Consider the following 24,234-nt stretch of genomic DNA (forward strand, 5'->3'; position numbering starts at 1 on the left):
GATTCAATTTTATACTGCAAAGATAAGGCGAAAATAAGCTTAATTGGGGTGATAAATTTTCACGCAATATTTAAAAAGACTCATGCAGAGAATTAACGTCATAACTGTACGCATTTACTGCATTAATAATAATGTTTTTTGCCTTATACTCTGGCTATTAACAATGAATAGCAAAGGGATTTGTCACGCGTTACAAAATATAAGGTTTATTCCCTCATGTCTTCACTTCTCTGGTTATGGTCAAAAATTTCTCTATATCTTTTACTTTGCCTGGCGGCATTTCATTGTGCAGCGGCGCAATCTGTCAATGAGCGGTTGACCACGCAAATTGCCGCGTTGGTGGATACCTATAATGATGAGGCTAGAGAGGCAAAGGTTACCCATTCGGTAAAAATCCTTACCCCGGATCGCCAAATTTCAGAAACTTGCGCCGATCCGGAGCTTTTCCTTCCCGGCAATAATAGCCGTCTTACCGGAAACAAAAGCGTGCTGGTTCAGTGCGGCTCCTTACGAAAATTTATTCAGATTTCGATTCATGCATCAGGAAGTTGGTGGGTAGCATTACATCCCATTCAGTCAGGACAGGTCATCCTGTCTGATGATATTCAACGACGCTCGGGGCCGCTGGATCATCTTCCGGGTGAACTGCTGTTTAACGCCTCTAATATTATTGGACAAACCGCAACGCGTTATATCAATAAAGGCCAGCCGCTGACAAAAAACCTGTTGCGTAAAGGTTGGGCAATTGTTGCCGGGCATAATGCAGAAATTTTCGCAGCGGGTACAGGATTCCAGATCCGTACCAAAGGCAAAGCGCTAAATAGTGCCGCTGCTGGTCAACTGGTCAGAATATCGCTGCGTGGCGGTCAAATTATAACCGGCATGACTACCGTCGATGGGAAAGTGAAAATTAATTTGAAAGAATAATTTTAGTTTTTTTCAGTACAACCGATATTAGTTATATAACACCGGGATGAACGACTCAGACATTGTCGAGGAATACCATGAGTATAGAACGAACATTAGCCCCTCTTTCAGTGCCTGCGATCGCCTTACAATCGCAGGATTTAAAAATGCGTCCGGGCAGCGAAGACCTCGGTCCGGAAAAAATAACCAGCAATGGCAATCCCGCTACGCAGCTTAAACTGACCAAGCTTGTGCAGGAGATCCAGACGGATACTTCTCATGATGTTGATTACGATCGCATAGCTAAGATTCGGGCCTCGATGGAGGCTGGCGATTTACAATTCGACCCGGACTCGGTGGCGAATGCGCTGGTTGAAGATATCTTTCAACTTCCATAACTTCTTAGAAAGACAGATATAAAAATGGAAAACCTACGTTCGATACTACATAAAATGGAGGATTCTTTGGGGGATCTGGAAAGCATTCTTATGGAGGAATTGAATCAATTAAAACGGTTGCAGATTAACCCGGTATCTTTGCAAATCGTCTCAGACAGTAAAAGCCAGCAGCTCTCGACTATTGGTTATTACGATGATATGCGCAAGCAGCTGGAAGCAGCGATGCATATTTCGGCACCGTATCAACAAAATGCAAGATTTGCCACGCAATGGCAGGCTATCACGCTAAAAGTGAAGAAAGCCCAGAGCATGAATATGAAAATTTACGAATTACTCGATATGCACATGCAAAAAATAGACAAGCTTAAAAAGCTGCTGGGTAAATCAGAAACGACATCAACGCTATACGGTTCAGCAGGACAAACCCGTGCTCCTGTATCTGGCAATGTTTATAACATCAGCGTCTAGTTCACATGAACGCTTTAAATAAAAAATTTATGATGTGCCTGTAGTACTTAGCTCCTCCCAGGAGCTTTTTTTCTATCCGTTTATTAGCCAGCACAAGTGTTGGATATTCACACCTTAGCTTTATCATTATTCTCTGGTGAAAGTCGCTAAAATAAATGACAAAAAGTAAGCGAAATAATCAGCAAGGTGTGATGTGTCAGGAATAATATTACGTAGTGGTTATCTGAATGACTTTATCGCGTTAGGTGAGAGTGGACAGACACTGTTTGAAACCGCGATACAAATTCGCGAAACAATACGTTTGCAAAAACAACAGGCGCTTTTCGACTGTCTGGCCATTCCACAGCATAATGATGTTGAAGAAAAAGTAGACTGGTATGCACCATACGAAGGTGATATCACTCCGTGGGCTTCTGCCAGCGAACGACAACGTGAGTTCGCGCTTTCCTCGCTGGAAAACTGTCTGTCCGCCGCCGGTGAATTAAGCCAGCGCTACCTTTGTGCGGAGAAAGCCTCTTTACGGTTGTTTGGGTCAATGCTCACCAAACTGCTGCAGTTTCCCGGCAGCCAGTATATCTATCTGGTGGATGATAAACCGGTGATTGCTTTCTGGGGTTTTTTGAACCGCAATCAGTCTCCCAGAGAAGATGTTTTTGATTGTTTGCGTACCATGAAAAGCTCCGATCGGCGGGTTCTGCTGGAGCCTGTCCAGGAAATACCAGAAGAGCCTGAAGAAATTGAGTTTCCCGATCCAAAACCTGCGATCGTAAAAATCAGCCAACCCGATACCCCATTGTTACAACCCGTTTTCCAGACTCCGGATCTCCAGGCACCTGAGCATAAGGCGGAGCAGCCACAACCTGAGGCTATTTCTCAAACCGGTGAAAAAAAAACCAGGCCCTTCAGGCTGTTCCGGTTATTAAAAGTGATTGCGGTATTGATGATATTTGCTGCATTCCAGATGGGTTATTCATATGTGGTTCCACGGCTGTCATCCTACTTTGATATCACGCACGTTTCGGCCACCGCCGCTCCGGAAATGGTAACCGAAGTTCAGCCGGTTCGGCTCCCCGTGCAGCCAGCTACGGTCAGCGCTCCCGCTCCCGTCAAAAAGATAGATCCCGTTCCTCCTGTGGCGATGACATCTGCGGAAGTCCGCATCGATAAAAATCTACTGGTTCTGCCAGCTGACGCGGTGAAGATCGGTTCAAGTGCCTTTATGGATGGACGCTGGAAAGCCAGCATTAACGCCAGCAGCACGCCTGACATCAGACAACCCACTCTGCATCTTCGTATTAAAAACAGCAAAGGCACTCTGAAGGTTAATCTTGATAACAAGGTGGCCTGTAAAGCTGATATTTATCTCGGGTTGATGCAATCCGGGAATTTACAGATTAAAAGCCGCAGCAGGGCGAAATGTAACGATAAAAGCCGCTATCAGATACCGGAAATAACGTGTAAGCAAGGGGCGAGCGGGGCGGCACAATGCGCTGGGCGGTACGCCGACGATACTCTGGTCCCGATGACGCTTCTGAAGGTGGGCAAATAACCTATGCTGATAAATCTGATTAATTATAATGCGAACATAGCGCTGATCCAGAACAGCAGTATACAGTTTCTTGATTTTGGCCTTAACCCGATAACCAAAAACCCACACAGCGGACGCTTTGTTCGCCATAGCGTTAATGGTCCCCTGTTGCGTTTGCAGCATGACCGACTGACCGGGCGCTTTATATTGCCGGGTGAAAATGGTGAAGAGCCGGAAATTCTCAAACCAGAAAGTATCATTTTACTTGAACACTCACTGGACGTAATGGACAAGGTGTGGCTGCCTTTGCCTTTCATGCGCACTGATGCTTCCCGTTCTACCATGAATACGCCGCTAAACTGGGCTCGAGTGCAGCTAAAACGTCTACAGACACCCGATACCGCAGGGAATACGTTACGTATCTGTATCGCTTTCGATACCAAAATTCACGCTGATGATAGCGGCGCTGCGCCGTTAGCGCTCACCAGCCGGGATGTGCTTGATGGAACCCGCTTTGCGCTTGCCTGGCATGACCATGAAGTGAGCGAGTTCCTTGATCAAACCTGGGTTGATGGCTGGCTGCGTGAAGTGTTTACCCACTACGCCACACATCAGGAAGGGCGCAGCTGCTATGAAGTCAATGCCGCGTTGAAAGCTTTTGAATATCAGGCTCATTTCCTGAATATTCTTGAGATGCTTGGCTCGCAACTCTCGGTGCCGCAGGTTCAAATCGTGGCGGAAACGCTAAATACACCGTCAGTCCCTGTCGATCTCATACTGGATATTGGTAATACGCACACCTGTGGGATCATACTCGAAGATCATGGCAAAGATAATGCCGGCCTGCAGCAAAGTGCAGAGCTACAAATCCGCTCGCTCAGTGAGCCGCAGCGGATCGGTTCCCCGCTGTTTACCAGCCGTCTGGAGTTCAGTGAAGCCAAATTTGGTAAACCGCATTTCTCTATGGAGAGCGGACGCAAAGATGCTTTTGTCTGGCCTTCCTTTGCCCGGGTCGGTGATGAAGCCCGTCAGCTCGCCACACAACGCTACGGTACTGAAGGGAACAGCGGTATTTCCAGCCCGCGCCGCTATCTGTGCGACGACACGCCATCCCAGCAGGCATGGCGCTTTAGCCAACTGACCGGAAAAAATCAGCGTGAACCACGAGCTATTGCCCTGCCGTTAATGAATTTGATCAATGATGACGGGCAACCTTTAGATAGTTTGCCCTCTGAAGAACGCCTGCCCGTTTTTTCACCGAATTACAGCCCCAGCTCGCTGATGACGATAATGATGTGTGAATTACTCGCACAGGCGCTGACGCAGATCAACAGCGCGGCCCACCGCGAGAGCATGGGTCGGGCGATGGCACCACGTCAATTACGGCAATTGATATTGACGCTGCCTTCAGCCATTCCCAAACAGGAGCGTGAAATTTTACGTTTGCGGGCGCAGGAAGCGATAAAACTCGTCTGGAAAGCGCTTGAGTGGCAGGCGAAAGATGAGGAGAACAGCCCTTTCCTCTGCGTAACAGATAGAGATCGTTTTGGCGTTGTGCCGCTGCCAGACGTACAGATGGAGTGGGATGAGGCGACCTGTGGCCAGCTCGTCTGGCTGTATAACGAAGTCATTAATAACTACAGCGGGCAGGCACAGCTCTGTTTTCAGAGTTTGACCCGTCCGGACCGCAAGATTGAGGCAAATGAGCGAGCTGGTGGAACGCTGCGCGTGGCTTCGATTGATATTGGTGGTGGCACGACGGATATGGCTATCACGCAGTATCGTCTGGATGATGGAACTGAAAACCAGTTTAAAATCAACCCACAGCTGTTATTCCGGGAAGGCTTTAAGGTAGCTGGCGACGACATATTATTAGATGTTATTCAGTACAGCGTGCTCCCGGCGCTGCAGCTGGCCCTGGAAAAGGCTGGCGTCAGCGCGGCTGAGCGTGTCATGAGTGAGCTGTTTGGTGATGTTGATCCTGATGGTAGCCGTGCCATCCTGCGACAGCAGTCGACATTACAACTGTTTATCCCGCTGGGGCACGCCATTCTTGCCGCCTGGGAGAGCTGCGATCCACAGGATGACTGTGCGCTGTTTGCGGGGCGTTTTGGTGAGTTGTTAACTCATACTCCAACAGCGAATGTCATCAATTATATTGAGCAAACCGTACAATCCCTGCAGCCTGACGGTACACCTGCTTTTAAAGTGCTGGATGTTCCGCTGTTGGTTGAGCTGGCAACGCTGAAAGAGGCGCTGCTGAGCGGAAAATTCAGCCTGACTGCTCCTCTTCAGGCGCTGTCTGAGGCGATCGGCCATTACTGTTGTGATGTTCTGCTGGTTACGGGCCGCCCGTCTTGCTTGCCGGGCGTTCAGGCACTGCTTCGCTATCTGCAACCGGTGCCAATGAAGCGCATCATCTGGCTGGACAATTACCAGATACATGAGCATTTTCCGTTTGGTTATCAGGGGCGGGTGGTGAATCCCAAATCCACTGCTGCGCTGGGAGCCATGTTATGTCGGCTGGCGACGGACTTACGGCTGCCAGGCTTCAGCTTTAACGCAGCAGATATTCAGGCATATTCCACGATCCGTTACCTTGGCATGCTCGACAGCAACCATAAACTGCCTGAGGCTAACGTTTGGTATTCTGACATCGATCTTGATAACCCGGCAGCCCAGCTACCGGAAACGCTCAATTTTTCCGTCAAAAATGATATTTGCCTTGGATTCCGCCAGCTCGCAGATGCCCGATGGCCTGCGACCGCGCTGTATGGGCTGAAAATCAACACCCCTGAACTTTCCCGCAGCCTTAGCGGTAACGGTGTTCTGCATGTCAGTCTGCAGTACGAACCCCGCCATAACGGCTTTACCCTGGCGCAGGTCCGCATGGAGGACGGAACTCCCGTTCCGGCAGGCGCAGTACAACTGAAACTTAACACTCTGCCCCAGGGTAAAAATGACACTCACCAATACTGGATCGACAGCGGGAGCGTATATCTTAAATGAGTTATTCAGTCGCTGAATTTAATCAACTAATCGATTGGGTTAACAATACCCGAACGCATTCCCATCGCCTGAACCTGGAGGCTGACGGAATACTGGCACGGATTATTCCCTTATGTTATCGCCAGCGGCAAATCCAGGCGATGAGTGAAGCTCCGGTGACTTTCGGGTTGTACGGTAACTCTGTCGCAGGTAAAAACCATTTATTGAAAATGATCCTCGCTGAAGGTAGCGAAGAAATTAATATGCAGTTAGGGGAAAACACCCTTAATTATTTGCGTCATATTAACCCGGATAATCGTCCTTCCTCGATGGCAATCCGTTTTACTTCTGCCCAGCCACCTACAGTAGAAAACTTTCCATTACAACTGACGCTGTTCAGTGAAAGTGAGCTGGCACAGCGTCTTATACGCCAATACCACTCTTCTGCTCATCCTCATGTGGTGTGCGGTAACACCATTTCAGCAATGGTGGCGGAGCTTCAGTCCCGTAGCCGCCCTCAGCCCGAAGCTGGGCTGACCCGTGAACAGATGTCCTCTGTGCTGCTCTGTTACCATCAAGTGGTTGGAAGCCTGCATCGGCTGGATGATTCCCTGGTATATCAGCTATCAGACCTTGCTCCGCGGCTCAGGCTGGCAGATAGAGCCAGATTGCTCTCCCTTTTCTGGGGAGAGTACGCGGTATTCACCACGCAATGGCAGCAGATGGCGCAAACCCTACGCTATTTAGGCCATGCTTCGCGGCTTCTCGCGCCCACAAGCCTGATCGTTGATAATCTGCTGCAGCCAAACAAAGATTTTCTGTTCGAAGAGGGTGAAAGAGACAGGGGACAGAATAACGATGTGATTGTCTGCCCGCTGATACCGGGCGAAAAGCAGGCTCCAATGAGTATTGCACAACAGGATCTGGCCCGTATCTGTGCCGAGATCTGTTTTATGCTGGCCCCAAAAGCCTCGCTGAAAGCTGTGGATATCGTCGATATACCCGATAGTTTGTTGCATTACTATCAGGATCGCCTCCAGCCCGATACTTTGCTGATCTGCAATGCTTGCGAAGATATTCAACAACTTTTACCAACGGCCAGAATGCTAGCCGAGTGGGTGAAACAAACACAATCTCAGCATCAACGCAGTTTACCCCGGCTAGTCTGGGCTATTACACCCTTCGATCTGCGTTTTACCCAGGGAAATCACACCAGCAATGCTATACAGCGCTTTATCTCGCTTTCAGGAATAAGCTGGGGAACGTTGCAGGTCTTCGATCGCCGGGATACGGCAAGTTTGAATGAATGGCTGAGCGCGGTAATCGGTTCGTCATCTCACGCTGAACGGGTGATAGCACTGCAAGATGATTTGCGTGAACAGGTGAGGGCACTCTTCGGGCGTTTTCATCAGCAAACAACAAGCGATTCAGACAGTATGCGCAAGCAGGCTGAAGGCATGATCCGCACATTACAAGCGCAGGCTGAAAAACATGGAGAATTGATTGACCAGTTGACTCTTTCCCGGGACATCATTCAACAGTGTTGGCTACAAGCGCAACCAAAAGAGGGCGAACAGCCCGCAGCGCTGATGCCCAGCATCGATCTTTTTGACGATTCGCAGAGCGGTGACCCCACAGAAAAACAGGAAAAAAGTTTTGCTACAAAAGTCTTCTCATTGTGGGTAAATCATCTTTTCCGCCTCAGCCAGCAGCCCATGGGCCCTGCATTTTCATGGCTGCAGCAGCGGCAATTCCAGACGCTGTGTGCCATATTGCTCGACACCGCCTACCGGCTTGAATTACCACAAACGCTAGAAAAGAGCCTGGCTCCCTATAGTGATAATGCGGCGATGGCGATTACCCATGCCGGTAATGTAATTAGTGATTTTATTAGCTGGCTGGGATATGACTCCGTCGCGCAGGAACAGCGGCCGCTCAGCAAAATTTGCAAAGGCGCCCCTATTTTTACCCCCGCACAGCAGGCCGATATCCATCACCGACTGACCCGGCTGGGCAATAATATGCTACAGGACAACGCTCGTTATATCTTCGACTGGATGGTCGCATTGTTAACACGTGCGGTGGAGAATGCGGAAGTCGGCGTCGTCAATGGACTCAATGAGGAGCAAAGCGCCACCCTGCAGGGGTTACTGAAAAGATAATCCTTTATCCTCGGGTATTTATGGAGTTGCTATCTTGTGACTCCATAGTCACGGGTAAGTCTGGCACGACTCCTGGTCATGTTCAGGGTGGTTGTTTAGCCACCCACCATTAGGCATTGAAATAATTCCCTTTTACGACATCGCGGCTGGTAAACAGACGGCTTATTTAAATAACGGACAAAACCATAAGATCAGAACGGTAAGTTGGTGCTGTCTCGTGGAATAATTTCAAAACCGACATCGACAATCTCTCCCTGATAGGCGTTATCTTCACTCATTTTTAGCATCATTTCGGCTGTTTTGGCCGCCATGTTGTCTGCGTTGAGATTGACGCTTGATAGAGAGTAAGGGGCCAGAAATGCGCTGGCAGGAAAATCGCCAAAACCCAGAATACTCAGCTGCTGTGGAACCTGAATCCGCTTATCGAACGCTTCCATCAGCAGCGCACTGGCAATCGCATCACTGGAGCAAAAAATGCCGTCGAGCCCGCGCTCTTTAACCAGTGTTTTCATCAGCAAAGAGCGACTGGCCTGATAAATGTTGTCGGTACGTGGAATATCAACCACCACGGGTTGCAGGCCGGTGGCTGTCAGAGCCGCCGTAAACCCCTGATAGCGTTTCTGGGCACGAATATCTTCTTTAAAGCGCGTGGTAAAATAGGCCAGCTTTTTACACCCGGATTCAATCATAAATTGCGCCGCCTGAAAGCCGACATGGGTGTGGTCATTGCCCACCTGTGCGGGAAAATGGCTGCCTTCTATTTGCCACATCTGAACCACGGGTATTCCGCTGTTTTGTAGCATTTTCACGGTAGAAGGGTTGTGGTCGGCACCCGCGATGGCGATGACGGCGGGTGACCATTGCAGTATGGCTTTGACCTGTTCCTCTTCTTTATCCAGGCTATGGTCATGGGAGGCTATCGAAAGTTGATAGCCTGCGGCACTGACCGTGCGCTCAATCTGCTGGATAACCCGGCTGAAAATAATATTCGCAATAGACGGGACAATCACCGCCATACTGCTGCTGCGCCCACCGGTAAACTGGCTCGCTATCTTATTGTGAACATAGCCGAGCTCATCGATAGCAGCCTGGATTTTCTTGCCTGTTTTAACCGAAACCTTTTCGGGATAGCGGACAAAAAGCGAAACAGTAGAAGGTGAAACCTTCGCCAGATTGGCAACATCATCAAGTTTTACTGCTTGTCGTGATCTCTGACGCATTGTGATAACTCACTTTAGTTTCCGGTTCCATGTGCGTTGCTCTGTTTTTCGTCTGCCCATCACGTTTTTTCAGCCAGCTGATGAGTATCACTGCAAAGAACCAGATTGCGGCAATCAGCAGCGGGTAACTGTCTGGAATACCTGCAGTATTCGCAATACCCAGCGGTGACAGAGTGACGTAAAGACTGACCAGAGTGGCGAGCATCATAACACTGGCGGTATTTGCATAGCGCCATTTTTCCATTGGAATAGACGCTGGACGAAGAGCGGGCTGGTAATCCTTACGTGGTTTTATCTTACCGATAATCAACATGATAGAGATTTCTACCACGAATAAAATCCCCATCATATGGATGTAATGAATGGGTAACACCTTATCCAATCCTGAGAAGGTATAAATGCTATAGGCGATGATATGGAAAACGAGGGCGAATTTAGCCGCCGACGCGGGAACCTGACGGTTAAGGAAACCAATCAGGATAATGGCGATTATCGGAATGCTGTAAAAACCGGTGAAGCGGCGCATCAGGTCGAATATTCCATTTGGCGTATTGAGCAGTAGCGGCGCAATGGCGATGGACACCAGCGAAAAGGCGATCGATGCGATTTTACCTACGCGCACCAGTTTCTTTTCATCCGTACAACCCGTAAGCGGGCCGTAGAGATCGATAACAAAGAGCGTAGCGCTGGAGTTAATAATAGAGTTGAAATGGCTAATAACTGTGCCAAAAATTGCTGCCGCAAACATCCCAATCAACCACCAGGGCAGTACGGTTTTAACCAACATAGGATAAGCAAAATCTCCGTGAGTCAGATTATTGCCAAACAGGTTTAATGCAATAAGCCCTGGCAATACCATGACCACAGGCACCAGAAGTTTAATGGCTCCTGCCAGCAATACGCCTTTCTGACTTTCCGCCAGTGATTTTGCGCCCAGCGTACGCTGAATGATCATCTGGTTTGTACACCAGTAGAACAGATTAGCGCACAACATCCCGGTAAAAATTGTGCTGAAAGGAACGCTCGAGCCGCTGCTTCCGATGGCGTTGAGCTGTGCAGGATTGTTTCTGAGCAGCGTTTTCGCGCCCGCCAGGAACGAACCGTCACCGAGCATCACTAACCCCAGAATCGGGATCAGCAGGGCTGCGAGCAGCAGGATGACGCCGCTTATCGTATCTGAAACGGCTACCGCTTTAAGGCCCCCGGCAGTGGCATATAGCCCGCCCACTATACCCATCACCAGTGACAAAATGGCAATTGCCCAGGGATAGGAAATATTCAGGCTGTCATGAAAACTGAACATGGAATCCATCGTAATGGAGCCAAGATAAAGGCTGCATGGGTTTGCCATAATCGCATAACCGATGAGCAGCATAATACTCACCATGCGGCGAGTATTAACGTCAAAACGCTCTTCAAGAAATTGCGGCATCGTGGTAATACCGCGACGCAGATAGCGTGGCAAGAAGAAAATGGCCATGGCGATAGTGGCGACTGCCGCCGTGCTTTCCCACGCCATCCCGCTGATATCAAACTTGTAAGCATTGCCATTTAGCCCGACCAGCTGTTCAGCTGACAAGTTTGAGAGTAACAATGAACCCGCAATGAAATACCCGGATAGCCCTCGTCCAGCCAGAAAAAAACCTTCTACACCTGATTCCGAAATTCCTTTAGTTTTCTGATATGAATATAGCGCTACGATTATTAAAAAAAGAAAAAAAGTCGACAAAGTCACAAGGATCATGGCCATGTAAGTGTCTCCGATAATACGTTTCACTTACTATCACATGCCTTTTAATCGGTTTGCACTCGGAAATATGCAAATTTTGAACAAGATTATGAAAACCTCATAATAAGTAGTGTTTATTAGACGTTGATCACAAAATTGGTTATCTGCACCTTGTTAATCGTAGCGCTACGAATATACCGTAAAGGCAACTACAGAACACAGGTCAGGATCATGACATTCAACCAAACCAGCCTTAACCGACTTGAAATTTCACAGCTGCGCAGCCAGCGTTGGTATGCACCCGATACGATTCGCGCCTTTGCTCACCGCCAGCGTAGCCAACAAATGGGATTCAGCCGTGACGAATTTATGGGTAAACCAGTTATTGGCATCATCAATACCTGGAGCGATCTGAGCCCCTGTCATTCTCATCTGCGTGAGCGAGCAGAAGCGGTGAAGCGTGCGGTATGGGCTGCTGGTGGTTTTCCTGTTGAACTTCCAGCCCTGTCAGTGGGCGAAGTATTGGTTAAACCGACCACCATGCTTTATCGCAATTTCTTAGCGATGGAAGCGGAAGAATTACTGCGTCAGCATCCGGTTGACGGAGCTGTGCTGCTAGGGGGGTGTGATAAATCAACGCCAGCGCTGCTGATGGGCGCAATTTCCATGGATATTCCGGTGCTGTTTTGTCCGGCAGGGCCAATGTCTTCCGGCAAATGGCGCGGTCAAAAGACCGGTGCGGGCACCCATACCAAGAAATATTGGGATCAACTGCGTACCGGCGCTATCACGCAGCATGACTGGGTTGAGCTGGAAGGCGCGATGACGCGTTCCATTGGTACCTGTAATACGATGGGAACGGCCTCGACCATGACATCCATTGCTGATGCTATGGGGTTCATGCTTCCCGGAGCCAGCTCTATTCCTGCGGCAGATTCACGCCATGTGCAAATGGCGGCGCTATGCGGAAAAACCATTGTGGATATGGTGTGGTACGACCATAAACCTTCCCGCTGGCTGACCCGTGACAACTTCCATAATGGCATCGTGGCCTATATGGCATTGGGTGGTTCAACCAACGCAGCTATTCATTTGATCGCTATGGCTAATCGGGCGGGCATTACCCTGACGCTTGAAGATATGGAAGCGGTTGCCCGCGAAGTGCCTGTGCTGGCAAACCTGTTCCCATCAGGCGATCAGCTGATGGAAGAGTTTTTCTTCGCCGGTGGCCTGATGGCGCAGCTGAAGAAAATTTCACACTTCCTTAAACAGGATGCGGTGGGTGTGCTCAATACGTCTGTTAGCCAGTGGATCTCTACGGCTGAATGCTACGACGACAACGTTATTCGTGGTCTCGATAATCCTGTTGTGCCTCTTTCTCAAGGCTGCGCGCTGACCGTGCTTAAAGGCAATTTATGCCCGAATGGCGCGGTAATGAAATCTTCTGCGGCAAAACCTGAGCTGCGCCAGCATCGTGGCCCGGCCCTTGTTTTCGATACCCACCAGGCATTGTCAGAACAGATCGATCGCCCAGACCTGGACATCACCGCAGACACGGTACTTATCTTGCGAAACGCAGGGCCAGTGGGCGCACCGGGGATGCCGGAGTGGGGCAATCTGCCGATTCCGAAAAATCTGTTGCAGCAAGGTGTGACCGATATGGTGCGCATCTCTGATGCCCGCATGTCTGGCACGCATTATGGCACCTGTATTCTGCATGTTGCTCCAGAAGCTGCGATTGGCGGGCCGTTAGCACTGGTCAAAACTGGCGACATCATCGAATTAGATATTACGGCTGGCACGTTAAATATGCTGGTTTCCGATGAAGAGTTAACTGCTCGTCGCGCAAATCTTCAGCCAACACACCGTGTCTATGGCCGTTCTTATGCCGCTCTTTACCAACAGCATGTCACGCAGGCCAATGAAGGCTGTGACTTCGACTTTCTTCAGTCCGGCAGCGACGTGCCGGAACCTCCTATTTACTAAGGAAATGATTATGAATCCGTTTAAAGAAGCAATCGGTCACGGTCCGGTATTACTGGGGACCTGGATGATGACGGGCAGCGATACCGTGGCTGAAGCTATGGCGACAGTGGGCTTTGATTTTCTGGTATTGGATCAGGAACATGTTCCTGTTGATACGCTGGATGCAATACGAATTGACCGTGCCATTCGTGGTGTTAGCTCAACCACCACGCCGCTGTACCGTCTGGCATGGAACGATACCGTGCTGATCAAGCGTGCGCTTGATGGCGGTGCAACGTCACTAATGGTGCCGTTCATCAACACCGTTGAAGATGCAAAAAGGGCGGTGGAATCAGCTTACTATCCGCCGCTGGGTAAACGTGGTTTTGCCGCCGTACACCGTGCGTCACGTTACGGTAGCAACCCTGATTTTATCCGCCAGGCGCGTGAAGATTTATGCCTTATCCTGCAGCTCGAAACCCCTGAAGCTATCGAAAATCTGGAGCAGATTGCGGCTATTGAAGGTGTGAGTGGCCTGTTTATTGGCCCAGGCGATCTTTCGGCCTCAATGGGCTACCCGGGCAACCCTTCACACCCTGAAGTGCAGGCGAAAATCAAAGAAGGCATCGATAAGTGTAAAGCGCTGGGCGTGCCTTGCGGGATCGTTGGGGGCAACCCTGAACTCGCCAACAAATACCAGAGCATGGGTTTCCGCTTTGTCGCGCTCGGCTCTGACATGAGCTATTTACTGGCACGTGCCAAAGAGCAACTGGCCGCCATTCGTGGTGAAAAACTGACCGTTTCCGGTGGTGAGGTCTACTAAAGTGACTCCGCTTATCAGCCAATCCCAGGGGGATTTAACCCTGGTACTCGCGCCGGAACTTGGCGGTGCGATTGCCGCATTACGCTGGCGTGGATATGACATTTTGCGCCCGTTACCTGAAGAGGGTGAGCTGCGGGCCAACTTGTCAGGGTGTTTTCCGCTGGTGCCCTATTCCAACCGGATTGCCCAAGGGCGTTTCCTCTTTCAGGGGCAGCAGGTCACATTGAAGAAAAACTTCGGTGACCATCCTCATCCCTTACATGGGAATGGCTGGTTAAGCGCGTGGGAGCTGACAGCACAAACGGCAGATACGGTGACGTTGTCATTGCATCACGCAGCAGAAGGAGCTTCTTTTGAAGACTGGCCGTGGCCCTTTAAGGCAACTCAGGTCTTTGTTCTGACGGATAGCGGCCTGCAAATTACGCTGAGCATCAGCAACCTTGCAGGGCAGTCGGTTCCCGCAGGTTTAGGTTTTCATCCTTACTTTGCCAATGCGGCGGACTGCGAAGTGCAGTTTATCGCTCAAAAAGTCTGGCTGAATAACGACGATTCACTGCCAGCCAGTGAAGTCACGACGCCTGAATGCTGGAATTACGAGGTGTTTCGGCGCCCGCTTCCGGCCACTGTTGATAACTGCTTTACCCAATGGAGTGGCAGTGCCGTTGTGCGCTGGCCGCAGCGCAAAATTCAGGCGCGAGTCTCTTCTCCTGACGCGCGTAATGCGGTGTTTTTCACCCCTGTAGCCGGGAAAAACTTCGTGGCTATCGAACCGGTCACGCATATCAACAATGCCATCCATTTATTCCCGGTGGACGGTAAAGACCAGGCGATGAACCTGCTTGCGCCGGGCGAAAGTCTGTCTATCACGATGCATATTGAGGTTTCCGATGATGAATAACCCGAGCGTACTTTTTGATTACGTCGGCCACTTGCCTGAATGCCCAACCTGGAGCGCGCCGGAAAGCAGCCTCTACTGGACGGATATTCTCGAAAAACAGATCCACTGCTACCACGTTTTAACGGGTGAACATCAGATTTTCCATTTCGATGAAGAAGTCGGCTGTTTTGCATTACGTGAACGCGGCGGATTTATCGTGGCGATGCGCAGCGGTATTTATCTGACGGACGGCAGCGGGGCTATCCAGCAAAAAGTCTGTGATAACCCGAATAACCCTGCGCTTGCGCGCTTCAATGACGGCGGTGTGGATCAGGACGGGCGCTTCTATGCAGGCACTTACTGGGCTCCGCGTGATTTTAATGGTGCTTTACTTTGCCGGGTGGATGCTTCCCTTAAAGTTCGGGTGTTGCAATGCGACATTCTGGGAGCTAACGGCCTGGCATTTAGCGGCGATCGACAGTGGATGTATTCCACTGATACGCCGAATCACGTTATGTATCGTACCGCATTGGATAGCGAAGGAAATCCTGGCGTGCGTCAGGTATTTAAAACCTTCCCGGTGGGTTCTGGTCGCCCGGATGGCGCGGCGATGGATATTGAGGGCCACTACTGGACGGCAATGTTTGATGGCCACCATATCGCTCGCATTTCGCCCGCAGGAGAGATTGTAGAAACCTACAAGCTGCCTGTGCGCTGCCCAACGATGGTCTGTTTTGGTGGGCACGACATGAAAACCCTTTATATCACGACTACCCGGGAAAACATGACCGCGGATGAACTCGCGCAGCGTCCTCTTTCCGGCTCATTATTTACCCTGCAGGTCTCAGTTGCAGGTCTTGCCAAACCAAAATTTAAAGAGACAACAAAATGAAAACTATCGGCTTTATCGGACTTGGCCTGATGGGCGAAGCGATGTCCAAAAATATCGTAGCAAAATTTGATGGCAGGGTGGTGGTGTATGACCTCAATCCTGATGCGGTAGTTTCTTTAGTTTCAGCGGGCGCAACAGCCGCCAGTTCTGCACAGGAAATTGCCCAGACGGCTGATGTTGTCATCACCATGGTGCCACGTTCAGAACACGTTCAGGCTGTTTATGCCCAAATGCTGCCATTCCTGCGTAACGGACAAATCCTGATTGATATGTCGACGATTGATCCTGCGGTTTCACAGGCTGTGGCCCGCCAGGTGGCTGAAACGGGCGCAACAATGCTGGATGCGCCGGTGGTGAAATCTGTTCCGGCGGCGATTAAAGCCGAGCTGGGTATTTATATCGGTGGCTGTCGCGAGAGCTATCAAAAAGTCAGCCACATCCTGGCGATGATGGGCTGCAATCAAATTTATATGGGCGAAAACGGCAGCGGCCTGGTGATGAAGGTTCTGCATAACCTGCAGGTTGCCGGCATCCAGAATACCGTGAATGAAATGTTGGTTGCAGCCGATCATTTTGGGATCGACAAAGCTGATTTCCAGCAGGCGATCTCCTATGGCGGCGCGAGCAATTTCTATCTCACCAGCAAAATTAATAGCCTGATCGCCGAAGATTACAGTACCGCATTCTCTTTACAGAATATGGCTAAAGACGTGGGCATCATGAAAACCCTGCTGGATGAATCTGGCCTTAATCTTCCGGGGGTTGAACTGGTGAAAACCGTTTATGAGCAGGGACTGGCTGCCGGTCTGGGCGGCGAAGATTTCTGCGCCACTTATAAAGTCGTACAACAAAAATCACTAAACTGATACAGGGTGACGGGAATAACATTATGAATTATCAAGATTATGTTCAGTACGGTTCATTAAAAGATAAAGTTGTCGCCATCACCGGTGGCGCCAGTGGGATTGGTGAAGAACTGGTTCGCGCCTATGTTGCGCAGGGGGCGAAGGTTGCATTTATTGATTTTGACCGTGAAGCCGGAAAGCGTTTAGCTGAGGAGCTTGGCTGCCTGTTCCTGTTCTGTGATGTAACCCAGCTTACAATGTTAAAAAGCTGCTTTGATGAGATCGCAAGCCAGCTGGGGAGTGTGGACATTCTCGTCAACAATGCGGGTAGTGACGATCACCATAAAATTGACGATCTCACCGAAGAGTATTTCAACAACCGTATTAACGTGAACCTGCGCCACCAGCTGTTTGCTATTCAATATGTCATCGAGGGAATGACGCAAAAAGGTTCAGGTAGCATCATCAATATGGGGTCGATCAATTGGATGCGCGGCCGCCCTGGGCGTGTTTGCTATTCGTTGTCAAAAGCGGCGATTCATGGTTTTACCCGCACGCTGGCTCAGGAACTAGGTGCTCGTGGGATCCGTGTCAACAGCCTGGTGCCTGGCGCAATTCGGACGCCAAAACAGGAAGCTATGTGGGCGAAACTCGATCCCGCTGCGGTCAATCAGTTTGTTGAGCTACAGGCATTAAAAATTCGCCTTGATGGCTCTCATTGTGCTCGCCTGGCGCTGTTTTTAGGTTCGGACGAATCCTGTGGTTGTACGGGGCAGGATTTCGTTGTCGATGCCGGATTGAGCCTGAACTAAAAGGAGAGAACGATGGAATTCTTTACCTTTTTTACCCCCGACGGTTTGCAGCTGGAAACATCCACGGCGATTATCGTTATCGCCCTGATGTTCATGTATACCTTTGTGGGAGTTTGCGCCGGGTTTGGCGGCGGGTTGACCACCATGCCGCTGATTACCTTGCTGCTGCCGGTAAAGATGGCAGCGCCAATGTCCGTTATTGTGGGTACCGCTACGGCACTTTACGCCACCTGGCTTTCACGCAAAGAAACTGACTGGAAATCTGCCGCAGTGCTGATTGCCTTTTCTCTGTTGGGGATCCCGGTCGGGTTGTATGCGCTGTCCTATTTGCCTGACCATATAATGAAAGTGGGCCTCGGTGTCTTCCTGATCGTGTACTCATTTTACAGCCTGTTTATTCCACGTTTGCCGGTGTATGACAAACGCTGGATTGCGGCGCCAATGGGGGCGGTAGCAGGGGCATTAGGCGCTGCGTTTTCAACTAACGGGCCACCGGTTGTTATTTACGGCATGCTGCGTAACCTTGGGCCAGCTGCATTCCGTGGCACACTGAATGCGTTCTTTACGGCGAATAACATTGCCATTATTGGTGGGCTGGCCACCGGTGGGATCCTGACGATTTCAACCATCAAGCTGGTGATGTTCTGCATCCCAACCATGATCCTGGGGTCAATTGTTGGGCAATATGTTCACAAACGTATTCCCGTTAGCGTATTCCGTATTATGGTCTTTATTTTGCTGATTGCCTCCGGTGCGATGTTGATAAAAGGAGCAACAGGTCTGTCTGCACTGATGGTATTGGGCCCGGTATTTATCGTGCTGCTGCTGGCACAGTTACTGTTTGGTAAGAAAGTCGCGGCAATTCGTGCTCAGGAAGAATTGCGTAAAGCGAGTGTGGATAAAGTATAAAAATATCAAGCGAATCTCTTCTTCGGAGGAGATTCGCACCAACTGATAGTATTTACCGCTCTGGTTTTGCTGAAGAATATGATCAGGCTGCTATATGTCAGACATTCTGTGAAACGTAAGCCGACCCGAACCTACAACTGCGATCGTTACTCTCTGCATTTAAACAATAAAAATCACCTGGTAAAAAAGCGTTCATCGCAGGGGCCTTCGTTAGAGTAATAGAAGGGTTGGTGGGTTGATAAGTGATTTATTTGTTGTGGTTTAGCTGAACCTTACAATGGCGCGTTGATGAGCTTTGGGGATTATTTGACATTCTTGCTCCTCTTCTCAAAGAGCGGTAATCAGAATGGTGGGGTGGAGCAGGGGCGGATGTCATTTAGAAATAGTATTATCGCACCGACTAAACACCTCGATGAGATAAGATTTGGATAAATGAGTTTACTTATGGCAATGTTTTGCATTGGCCGGTGAGTATGATGCAGAAGCCTAACTGTAAATGTCTCGGCTAACTCGAGATAACGGCATAATGCCTACGGCCATGTTTGATTTATCACCGATTTAAAAGTTAGAAGGCTATTTAATACTTATATGTTTTACAATATAACTATTTTTAAAGGTGGTTACTCAAGGGGCAGAGGTTTTCTGTACCTCTCCGGGCCTCTATAAATATACCTGCCAGACACAACATATCCTCTTTTGGCCTTCAGTTTTGTTGATATGCTATAAAAGAAAGTATGGCATAAAAGATAAAAACCTCAGCGAGTAAATACAGCTCATTTATAGCCCCTTATTGATGCTTAATGGTTTTGGTTAAGGCCGCCAGTATTGCCGTTCTGGTCTGGCCCACATTACCCCTACAGAAAGTGCAGGGATACTATTACCAGCAAATTTACTAATACTGGCCTTCGCTTGCTGGGCATTAACCAGTTAAAGCTTGAAACCAGAATGGCGTCAATTGTTACTTATTGTAAACCATTAGGTAACAATTAATGTTAATTAAGATAGAGGTCATGCGCCATTAATTTTTTATTACCATATAAATCAAGTGGTAATGAGGTTTATGTGAGTGTGGCAAGAGCTTTATAAATAATGAACAATAAACAGGTGGTATTAATAAATGTTAAATTTGTTCACTTCGTTGGAAAGATGAACGAGATATAGCCGCGTTTTGTGCCGTGCTAACAATCAAAAGTGAGCATTGAAAACCAATAACAATAGTTATTATTAACTATGAAACTTATATCTTTAATGTTTATAAAAGAATATTCCAGACAACAAGAGTTAATTGATCTCTTGAAATTAAAATGATTTTTATCAATGACTTATGCTTATCATTGCCTTTTTTAGTTGCTTTTTTTTGTTGAAAATAGAGTTTGTCATTATTAATAAAATCTTTATTTTCGTGAAAAAATATGTATTTTAATAATGGAAAGGCAATGAATGGTCATGGCGTTGTGATTTACACTCGCCATGCCCCGGTTGTTTATTGAGCGCCACTATAAGAATGCAATTTTATAAAAGTTACTTGTTGAACTTGTTAATAGAAAATATTGTAAATACGATACTGGTGAAATGTAATGAATGTTAATGAATGTTACTGCAATGGAGCATTTTTATTACAGGATGAAATAAAAAAATCTAATCACTCATGGTACGTTGAGAGAAAAAAGGGTCAAAGTCTTAATATATATGAACTAGGCGTTGTGGCATTTTTAGCTTCGGGTGTGGTTTCTATTTATAATAAGAAAACCGATTTGTTAATCGTTGAGTTTCAGGCTCCTTGTATTATCGGTTTGTTAGCGCTGAAATACCCAGAGGAAAGTTTTTATGTAGTAACGAAAACTACCTGCCAGATTCACTCCATTAAACTTGAAGATGTAAGAAAAATTATTGTCGACAAAAAACTGTGGGGAGCTGTTTTTAATATCATTTCTGCACACTTATATCATTATACTAAAATAGAATGTATTTTTAATAAAAAGAGTGCGATGGATATCGTACTGGAAAGTATAAACTATATAAACGAATTATCACCAGGTTCCAGAAAAAACATATCATTATATAATTTTATTCTATCGCGCTGCACCATGTCACGCAGCGCGATATATAATGAAATAAAAAAACTAGGTTTAGAAAAAACAATAATTAATAGAGGGATAATAAAGTAATTTATCCTGATGAAAGACTTTTAGCTTTATCTGGGGATTAGGTATGTCATATAATACATCTGTAAAAAAATTGGGTGAGGCTATTTCATCCAGTGCATTAGCGGTTTCTTGTTCAGCGAAAAAGAAACAAAGGATAAACTGGAGCGCGTCGACAGGGATCAGGTATCTCAAAAAAGGCACCATCTCTGTTTATCGCATTGATAACGGTGTGAAATTATTTACATTATCAGCTCCTTATATTCTTGGCCTACCGCTCATGCGGGCACCTAAGGTCACCGACTTTTATCGCTGTGATACGGATTGTGAATTTTCGGTGGTTTCCGTAGATGAAGCCGATAGAATATTTAACGAATCCGATTTATGGGAGCATGCTATAGAAGTTATGTCGTTTCATAAGGGCAGTTTCTTTTCCAGAAGCGCAATTATGACAACAAATAACTCCGATCAAATTGTTTATGAAAGCCTCAAAGTAATTCATGATATGAAAGAGATTGAAAAAAATAAAACTTCCATTTATTCATTTATTATGGAGCGGTACCCCATATCTCGGGGAACGATTTATAAAATAGTAAATAAACTGGTTCATGCCGGTGAAATTGAAATTGAACGAGGGCATTTAATAAGAATGAATGCATAAACCTTTATAAATAAGAGATGCAGCAACAGGTAGCTTTATTGGCAGCATCATTTCAGATTTTATTTAAATAAATTAAAACGTTGTAAGACTACCTCTGATGGAGGTGGTCTTACAAGTTGGCATTCCAGCTCAATATTTGCGTAAGGTGGTGTCAATTTGCCTGTCAGCTGCGGCAGTTTACATATGACATCGATCGCTGACCACCCTGCCTTTTGTTTTCTGGACCCATTCACTACTGATTCAACTCCTGTAGCAGCCTGGTGTTGATATACAGCTTTTCACGGCCAACGCTCATTTCCTCCAACACGCCAATTTTGACCAACTGCTTGAGGTACGTCGATGCCGTCTGGCGCTTGGCCACACCACGTTCGACAAGATTATCGATCCGACAATACGGTTGTGCAAAAAGCGCCTGGACAAGTTCATGAGTGTAGATTTTCGGTAGCTTCTCGCGTACATACTCTGTGGTTTCTGCCATTAATGCCCGCACAATCGATATCTTATCAGTAGTCCATCGGGACGTACTCTCCACAGCCTCCAGCATAAATAATATCCACGATTCCCAATCACCATCTTCTGTCACCCTACGCAGGAGCGTGTAGTAATCATCGCGTCTTTCCAGGATGAAGCGGGACAGATACAGGATAGGTAGCGAGAGCAATTTGCTCTGGATCAGATACAAAATATTCAGGATACGGCCCGTTCTTCCGTTACCATCCGGGAACGGGTGGATGCACTCAAACTGGTAGTGCGCAATCGCCATTTTTACCAATGGATCTAAATCATCATCACCGTGTATAAACTGCTCCCAATTCGCCAGTAAATTACGAATGGAGTCTGCACCCACCGGTGGTGTATATACCTCGTTATTATTCTGATCACGCAATACCGTGCCCGGCGTTTTTCTGATATCAGTTTGAACTGCGCGTAATTTGGTGCAAATAGCCACCGCTGTGTTTGTACAGAGTGGATAGTCCTTAAGCTGGGTATAGCCATCATAAAGCGCTGTACGATAGCGCAGCGCTTCTTTAGTAGCCGGATCTGCTCCATCTGCGCGGTCAGCATACTGAAAGAGTTGATCGCTAGTAGTGACGATATTCTCTATCCGCGATGAGTCCTTCGCTTCCAGCATCGGAAGGATGTTTATCAGCAACCCCTGGTCGGGGATCAACTCACCGGCAGTTTTCAACGCAGCGATTGCTGCGCGTGCGCTTATGCATGCTTTAAGTACGCTGCGCGTTTCAATGCGCTCCAGGTCAGGCGGCAGTATCGGCAAATCGTTGTAGGGGGTTTCTGGATCCCAGTTCATATGTGTATAAAAACCGTTTTAATCGACATATAGCCATAATATGTCGATGCCATAGACATGTCACGTCACCATGTTGAAAAAATCATGTTTTATCGACATATGCCTGGGACGTGTCGATGCGGTAAACATATCCAGACAACATGTTTAAAGAAATGCATTTTATCGATATGTTCTAAGATTTTCACCGTAGGCTATCACATAAAACATCATCACCACTTTTCTCGTTTTGCCTTTTTTTAAGGCAGGCAGAGGTGGCACCGCAGTTGCAGTCCCTTTCGCCAGCGCTTTCCAGCATCCGGCGAGCGGTCTGGGTATCCGTAATTCAGCACACCTTTTGGTCAACCCTTCAATACTGATATTACAGAGAGAAGCGATACGTTCCGCAGGTTCACGCCAGACCAGAAGGTACAACGCTTCCCGATCTTTAGCTAAGGTTTGAATAATACTGGATGCAGGTTCCCTGACATAAAGCTCCCCATTGCGAGAAACATTATCAGAGAACCTGGCTGGCAGGTGATTGAACAAAACACTTTTTTTGCAATGAAAATTTAAGGATGAATACAGTATTGAGCCAAACCAGGATGCTTTCTTAGCTAGTTACACGGTGCTTCGCATAATCCATTAACTCCTCACGCTGCCTACCTGATAATGAAAAAAATATCAGCATTAACTCAGCTAAATCATTATCTTCAGCGTAAAAATAGGCCAACGGAACACGTAAAACTTCTGCTAATTTCTGCATAATCTCAGCATTGGGTTCATGTACTCCTTTTTCGTACCGATTGATGCGTGTACTCGCAACAAACTCATCTATACCTGCCGCGATCCCCAAACGTTTTTGAGACAGCCCACTCGCTAACCGAGCCTGTTTTAAGCGTCGGCAAAAAATATCGTTGTAATGATTAGTCGTTTTCATAACTACGATAATCGTAGTTTTAGCTTGCCATAGATACTACGATTAACGTAGCATTAAAGTGCGAATAGAGAAGAGTTCAGATACCTTTATCATAACGATAAAGACGAGTGCTCGCCCCAGAGTGGTTAACTGCTGTAGCGTTCCTTACAGCAGCTTATGAAATCCCTAATCGCTGCCGGGCTTCTTTCAATCATTGAGTGAAGACATCTCGCGGCCTTAGTCGTTTTTTCATAACTACGATATTCGTAGTCTATTAACGGCCTCGATGCTACGAAAAAACGTAGTGACCAGGTCTAAAGGGGTAAACGGAATGATTAAACAAGACTGGAACCCAGCCGATATTATCGCCGCTCTGCACAAGTGCGGTACCAGTATGGCGGCAGTCTCACGGGAGGTGGGGCTGGCTTCTTCCACGCTGGCGAACGCGCTTTCACGCCGCTGGCCTAAGGGCGAGTGGCTGATTGCCACCGCACTGAATATTCATCCCGCAGAAATCTGGCCCAGCCGTTATGCCAGGCAGGAAAAGTATCGGCTGCCAAAACACCCGTGGCCCGGTATGAAACTCGTTGTGCCAGCAACTTATTTTCCCGTTCCGGAGAAACATTCACGCCTTGCCCGCGGAACGGTTTTCCCAGCGTAGGGCAGGGGATGACATCGTGCTGAAAGGAGGGTTATTTATGTA

The 24,234-nt window shown here is 47.9% G+C and carries 20 protein-coding genes and 1 pseudogene; 16 read left to right on the top strand and 5 right to left on the bottom strand.

Features of this window, described 5'->3' with window-relative positions; translation table 11 throughout:
• Positions 1-216 precede the first annotated feature (216 nt).
• From flgA to EHN07_RS06220, 6 genes are all read left to right on the top strand, one after another.
• A complete protein-coding gene (gene flgA, locus EHN07_RS06195) occupies positions 217-927 on the top strand; it encodes a flagellar basal body P-ring formation chaperone FlgA (RefSeq protein ID WP_124023310.1) in 711 nt (236 codons plus the stop codon).
• Positions 928-1,004: 77 nt separating this feature from the next.
• The gene (locus EHN07_RS06200; protein WP_244202367.1) at positions 1,005-1,304 is read left to right on the top strand and encodes a flagellar biosynthesis anti-sigma factor FlgM; all 300 of its coding nucleotides are present in this window, start codon (positions 1,005-1,007) and stop codon (positions 1,302-1,304) included.
• 24 nt (positions 1,305-1,328) lie between these two features.
• Positions 1,329-1,772 carry a flagella synthesis protein FlgN gene (locus EHN07_RS06205; RefSeq protein WP_244202368.1) on the top strand — a complete coding sequence of 148 codons (444 nt, stop codon included), beginning with the start codon at positions 1,329-1,331 and terminating at the stop codon, positions 1,770-1,772.
• Between the two features lie 193 nt (positions 1,773-1,965).
• Positions 1,966-3,321, top strand: coding sequence for an SrfA family protein (locus tag EHN07_RS06210; RefSeq protein ID WP_124023312.1), 1,356 nt, complete (start codon positions 1,966-1,968; stop codon positions 3,319-3,321).
• Positions 3,322-3,324: 3 nt separating this feature from the next.
• Complete coding sequence (locus tag EHN07_RS06215) at positions 3,325-6,309, top strand: virulence factor SrfB (RefSeq protein ID WP_124023313.1); 2,985 nt, start codon at positions 3,325-3,327, stop codon at positions 6,307-6,309.
• A complete protein-coding gene (locus tag EHN07_RS06220) occupies positions 6,306-8,450 on the top strand; it encodes a virulence factor SrfC family protein (RefSeq protein WP_124023314.1) in 2,145 nt (714 codons plus the stop codon). The genes EHN07_RS06215 and EHN07_RS06220 overlap by 4 nt, the downstream gene beginning before the upstream one ends.
• 191 nt (positions 8,451-8,641) lie before the next feature.
• On the opposite strand, the gene EHN07_RS06225 is transcribed toward EHN07_RS06220, so the two are convergent.
• Together EHN07_RS06225 and EHN07_RS06230 are read right to left on the bottom strand one after the other, a co-directional pair.
• Positions 8,642-9,670 (bottom strand): LacI family DNA-binding transcriptional regulator, encoded by a 1,029-nt coding sequence (locus EHN07_RS06225; RefSeq protein ID WP_124023315.1) that lies wholly within the window; start codon positions 9,668-9,670, stop codon positions 8,642-8,644.
• Positions 9,636-11,420 carry a solute:sodium symporter family transporter gene (locus EHN07_RS06230; protein WP_124023316.1) on the bottom strand — a complete coding sequence of 595 codons (1,785 nt, stop codon included), beginning with the start codon at positions 11,418-11,420 and terminating at the stop codon, positions 9,636-9,638. Before EHN07_RS06230 ends, EHN07_RS06225 begins: the two co-directional genes overlap by 35 nt.
• Positions 11,421-11,630: 210 nt before the next feature.
• Here EHN07_RS06230 and araD point away from each other — a divergent pair, with 210 nt between their 5' ends.
• From araD to EHN07_RS06275, 9 genes are all read left to right on the top strand, one after another.
• Positions 11,631-13,385 (top strand): L-arabinonate dehydratase, encoded by a 1,755-nt coding sequence (gene araD / locus EHN07_RS06235; RefSeq protein ID WP_124023317.1) that lies wholly within the window; start codon positions 11,631-11,633, stop codon positions 13,383-13,385.
• 10 nt (positions 13,386-13,395) lie between these two features.
• Entirely contained in the window at positions 13,396-14,187 is a 792-nt protein-coding gene (locus EHN07_RS06240; protein ID WP_124023318.1) for an HpcH/HpaI aldolase family protein, read from the top strand.
• Position 14,188: 1 nt separating this feature from the next.
• A complete protein-coding gene (locus tag EHN07_RS06245) occupies positions 14,189-15,085 on the top strand; it encodes an aldose 1-epimerase (RefSeq protein ID WP_124023319.1) in 897 nt (298 codons plus the stop codon).
• Positions 15,078-15,956, top strand: coding sequence for an SMP-30/gluconolactonase/LRE family protein (locus EHN07_RS06250; protein ID WP_124023430.1), 879 nt, complete (start codon positions 15,078-15,080; stop codon positions 15,954-15,956). The genes EHN07_RS06245 and EHN07_RS06250 overlap by 8 nt, the downstream gene beginning before the upstream one ends.
• Positions 15,953-16,822: an NAD(P)-dependent oxidoreductase gene (locus tag EHN07_RS06255; protein ID WP_124023320.1), complete on the top strand. Its 870-nt coding sequence runs from the start codon at positions 15,953-15,955 to the stop codon at positions 16,820-16,822. Before EHN07_RS06250 ends, EHN07_RS06255 begins: the two co-directional genes overlap by 4 nt.
• Positions 16,823-16,845: 23 nt before the next feature.
• Positions 16,846-17,613 carry an SDR family NAD(P)-dependent oxidoreductase gene (locus tag EHN07_RS06260; RefSeq protein WP_124023321.1) on the top strand — a complete coding sequence of 256 codons (768 nt, stop codon included), beginning with the start codon at positions 16,846-16,848 and terminating at the stop codon, positions 17,611-17,613.
• 12 nt (positions 17,614-17,625) lie between these two features.
• The gene (locus tag EHN07_RS06265) at positions 17,626-18,522 is read left to right on the top strand and encodes a sulfite exporter TauE/SafE family protein (protein ID WP_124023322.1); all 897 of its coding nucleotides are present in this window, start codon (positions 17,626-17,628) and stop codon (positions 18,520-18,522) included.
• A 1,577-nt stretch (positions 18,523-20,099) separates the two neighbouring features.
• Entirely contained in the window at positions 20,100-20,690 is a 591-nt protein-coding gene (locus EHN07_RS06270) for a helix-turn-helix domain-containing protein (RefSeq protein WP_124023323.1), read from the top strand.
• 43 nt (positions 20,691-20,733) lie between these two features.
• On the top strand, positions 20,734-21,327 hold the full coding sequence (locus tag EHN07_RS06275; RefSeq protein ID WP_124023324.1) for a cyclic nucleotide-binding domain-containing protein: 594 nt from the start codon (positions 20,734-20,736) through the stop codon (positions 21,325-21,327).
• Positions 21,328-21,559: 232 nt separating this feature from the next.
• Here EHN07_RS06275 and fic read toward each other — a convergent pair whose 3' ends face one another.
• From fic to EHN07_RS06290, 3 genes and pseudogenes are all read right to left on the bottom strand, one after another.
• The gene (gene fic / locus EHN07_RS06280) at positions 21,560-22,636 is read right to left on the bottom strand and encodes a protein adenylyltransferase Fic (RefSeq protein WP_124023325.1); all 1,077 of its coding nucleotides are present in this window, start codon (positions 22,634-22,636) and stop codon (positions 21,560-21,562) included.
• 216 nt (positions 22,637-22,852) lie between these two features.
• Positions 22,853-23,080 (bottom strand): annotated as a pseudogene (locus EHN07_RS20620) (hypothetical protein); the annotation flags it as partial.
• A gap of 145 nt (positions 23,081-23,225) precedes the next feature.
• Positions 23,226-23,552, bottom strand: a complete 327-nt coding sequence (locus EHN07_RS06290; RefSeq protein ID WP_124023326.1) for a helix-turn-helix domain-containing protein — start codon at positions 23,550-23,552, stop codon at positions 23,226-23,228.
• A gap of 310 nt (positions 23,553-23,862) precedes the next feature.
• On the opposite strand from EHN07_RS06290, the gene EHN07_RS06295 reads away from it, so the two are divergent.
• Entirely contained in the window at positions 23,863-24,192 is a 330-nt protein-coding gene (locus EHN07_RS06295; protein WP_124023327.1) for a helix-turn-helix domain-containing protein, read from the top strand.
• Positions 24,193-24,234: the final 42 nt, after the last annotated feature.

Origin of the sequence: Buttiauxella warmboldiae (assembly GCF_003818135.1) — a bacterium.
GTDB classification, from domain to species: domain Bacteria; phylum Pseudomonadota; class Gammaproteobacteria; order Enterobacterales; family Enterobacteriaceae; genus Buttiauxella; species Buttiauxella warmboldiae.

What these genes read in the sequence shown, in the direction of transcription:
- flgA (WP_124023310.1), top strand. Translation starts at nt 217, where the DNA reads ATGTCTTCACTTCTCTGGTTATGGTCAAAAATTTCTCTATATCTTTTA.
- EHN07_RS06200 (WP_244202367.1), top strand. Translation starts at nt 1,005, where the DNA reads ATGAGTATAGAACGAACATTAGCCCCTCTTTCAGTGCCTGCGATCGCC.
- EHN07_RS06205 (WP_244202368.1), top strand. Translation starts at nt 1,329, where the DNA reads ATGGAAAACCTACGTTCGATACTACATAAAATGGAGGATTCTTTGGGG.
- EHN07_RS06215 (WP_124023313.1), top strand. Translation starts at nt 3,325, where the DNA reads ATGCTGATAAATCTGATTAATTATAATGCGAACATAGCGCTGATCCAG.
- EHN07_RS06220 (WP_124023314.1), top strand. Translation starts at nt 6,306, where the DNA reads ATGAGTTATTCAGTCGCTGAATTTAATCAACTAATCGATTGGGTTAAC.
- EHN07_RS06225 (WP_124023315.1), bottom strand. Translation starts at nt 9,670, where the DNA reads ATGCGTCAGAGATCACGACAAGCAGTAAAACTTGATGATGTTGCCAAT.
- EHN07_RS06230 (WP_124023316.1), bottom strand. Translation starts at nt 11,420, where the DNA reads ATGGCCATGATCCTTGTGACTTTGTCGACTTTTTTTCTTTTTTTAATA.
- araD (WP_124023317.1), top strand. Translation starts at nt 11,631, where the DNA reads ATGACATTCAACCAAACCAGCCTTAACCGACTTGAAATTTCACAGCTG.
- EHN07_RS06240 (WP_124023318.1), top strand. Translation starts at nt 13,396, where the DNA reads ATGAATCCGTTTAAAGAAGCAATCGGTCACGGTCCGGTATTACTGGGG.
- EHN07_RS06250 (WP_124023430.1), top strand. Translation starts at nt 15,078, where the DNA reads ATGAATAACCCGAGCGTACTTTTTGATTACGTCGGCCACTTGCCTGAA.
- EHN07_RS06255 (WP_124023320.1), top strand. Translation starts at nt 15,953, where the DNA reads ATGAAAACTATCGGCTTTATCGGACTTGGCCTGATGGGCGAAGCGATG.
- EHN07_RS06260 (WP_124023321.1), top strand. Translation starts at nt 16,846, where the DNA reads ATGAATTATCAAGATTATGTTCAGTACGGTTCATTAAAAGATAAAGTT.
- EHN07_RS06265 (WP_124023322.1), top strand. Translation starts at nt 17,626, where the DNA reads ATGGAATTCTTTACCTTTTTTACCCCCGACGGTTTGCAGCTGGAAACA.
- EHN07_RS06270 (WP_124023323.1), top strand. Translation starts at nt 20,100, where the DNA reads ATGAATGTTAATGAATGTTACTGCAATGGAGCATTTTTATTACAGGAT.
- EHN07_RS06275 (WP_124023324.1), top strand. Translation starts at nt 20,734, where the DNA reads ATGTCATATAATACATCTGTAAAAAAATTGGGTGAGGCTATTTCATCC.
- fic (WP_124023325.1), bottom strand. Translation starts at nt 22,636, where the DNA reads ATGAACTGGGATCCAGAAACCCCCTACAACGATTTGCCGATACTGCCG.
- EHN07_RS06290 (WP_124023326.1), bottom strand. Translation starts at nt 23,552, where the DNA reads ATGAAAACGACTAATCATTACAACGATATTTTTTGCCGACGCTTAAAA.
- EHN07_RS06295 (WP_124023327.1), top strand. Translation starts at nt 23,863, where the DNA reads ATGATTAAACAAGACTGGAACCCAGCCGATATTATCGCCGCTCTGCAC.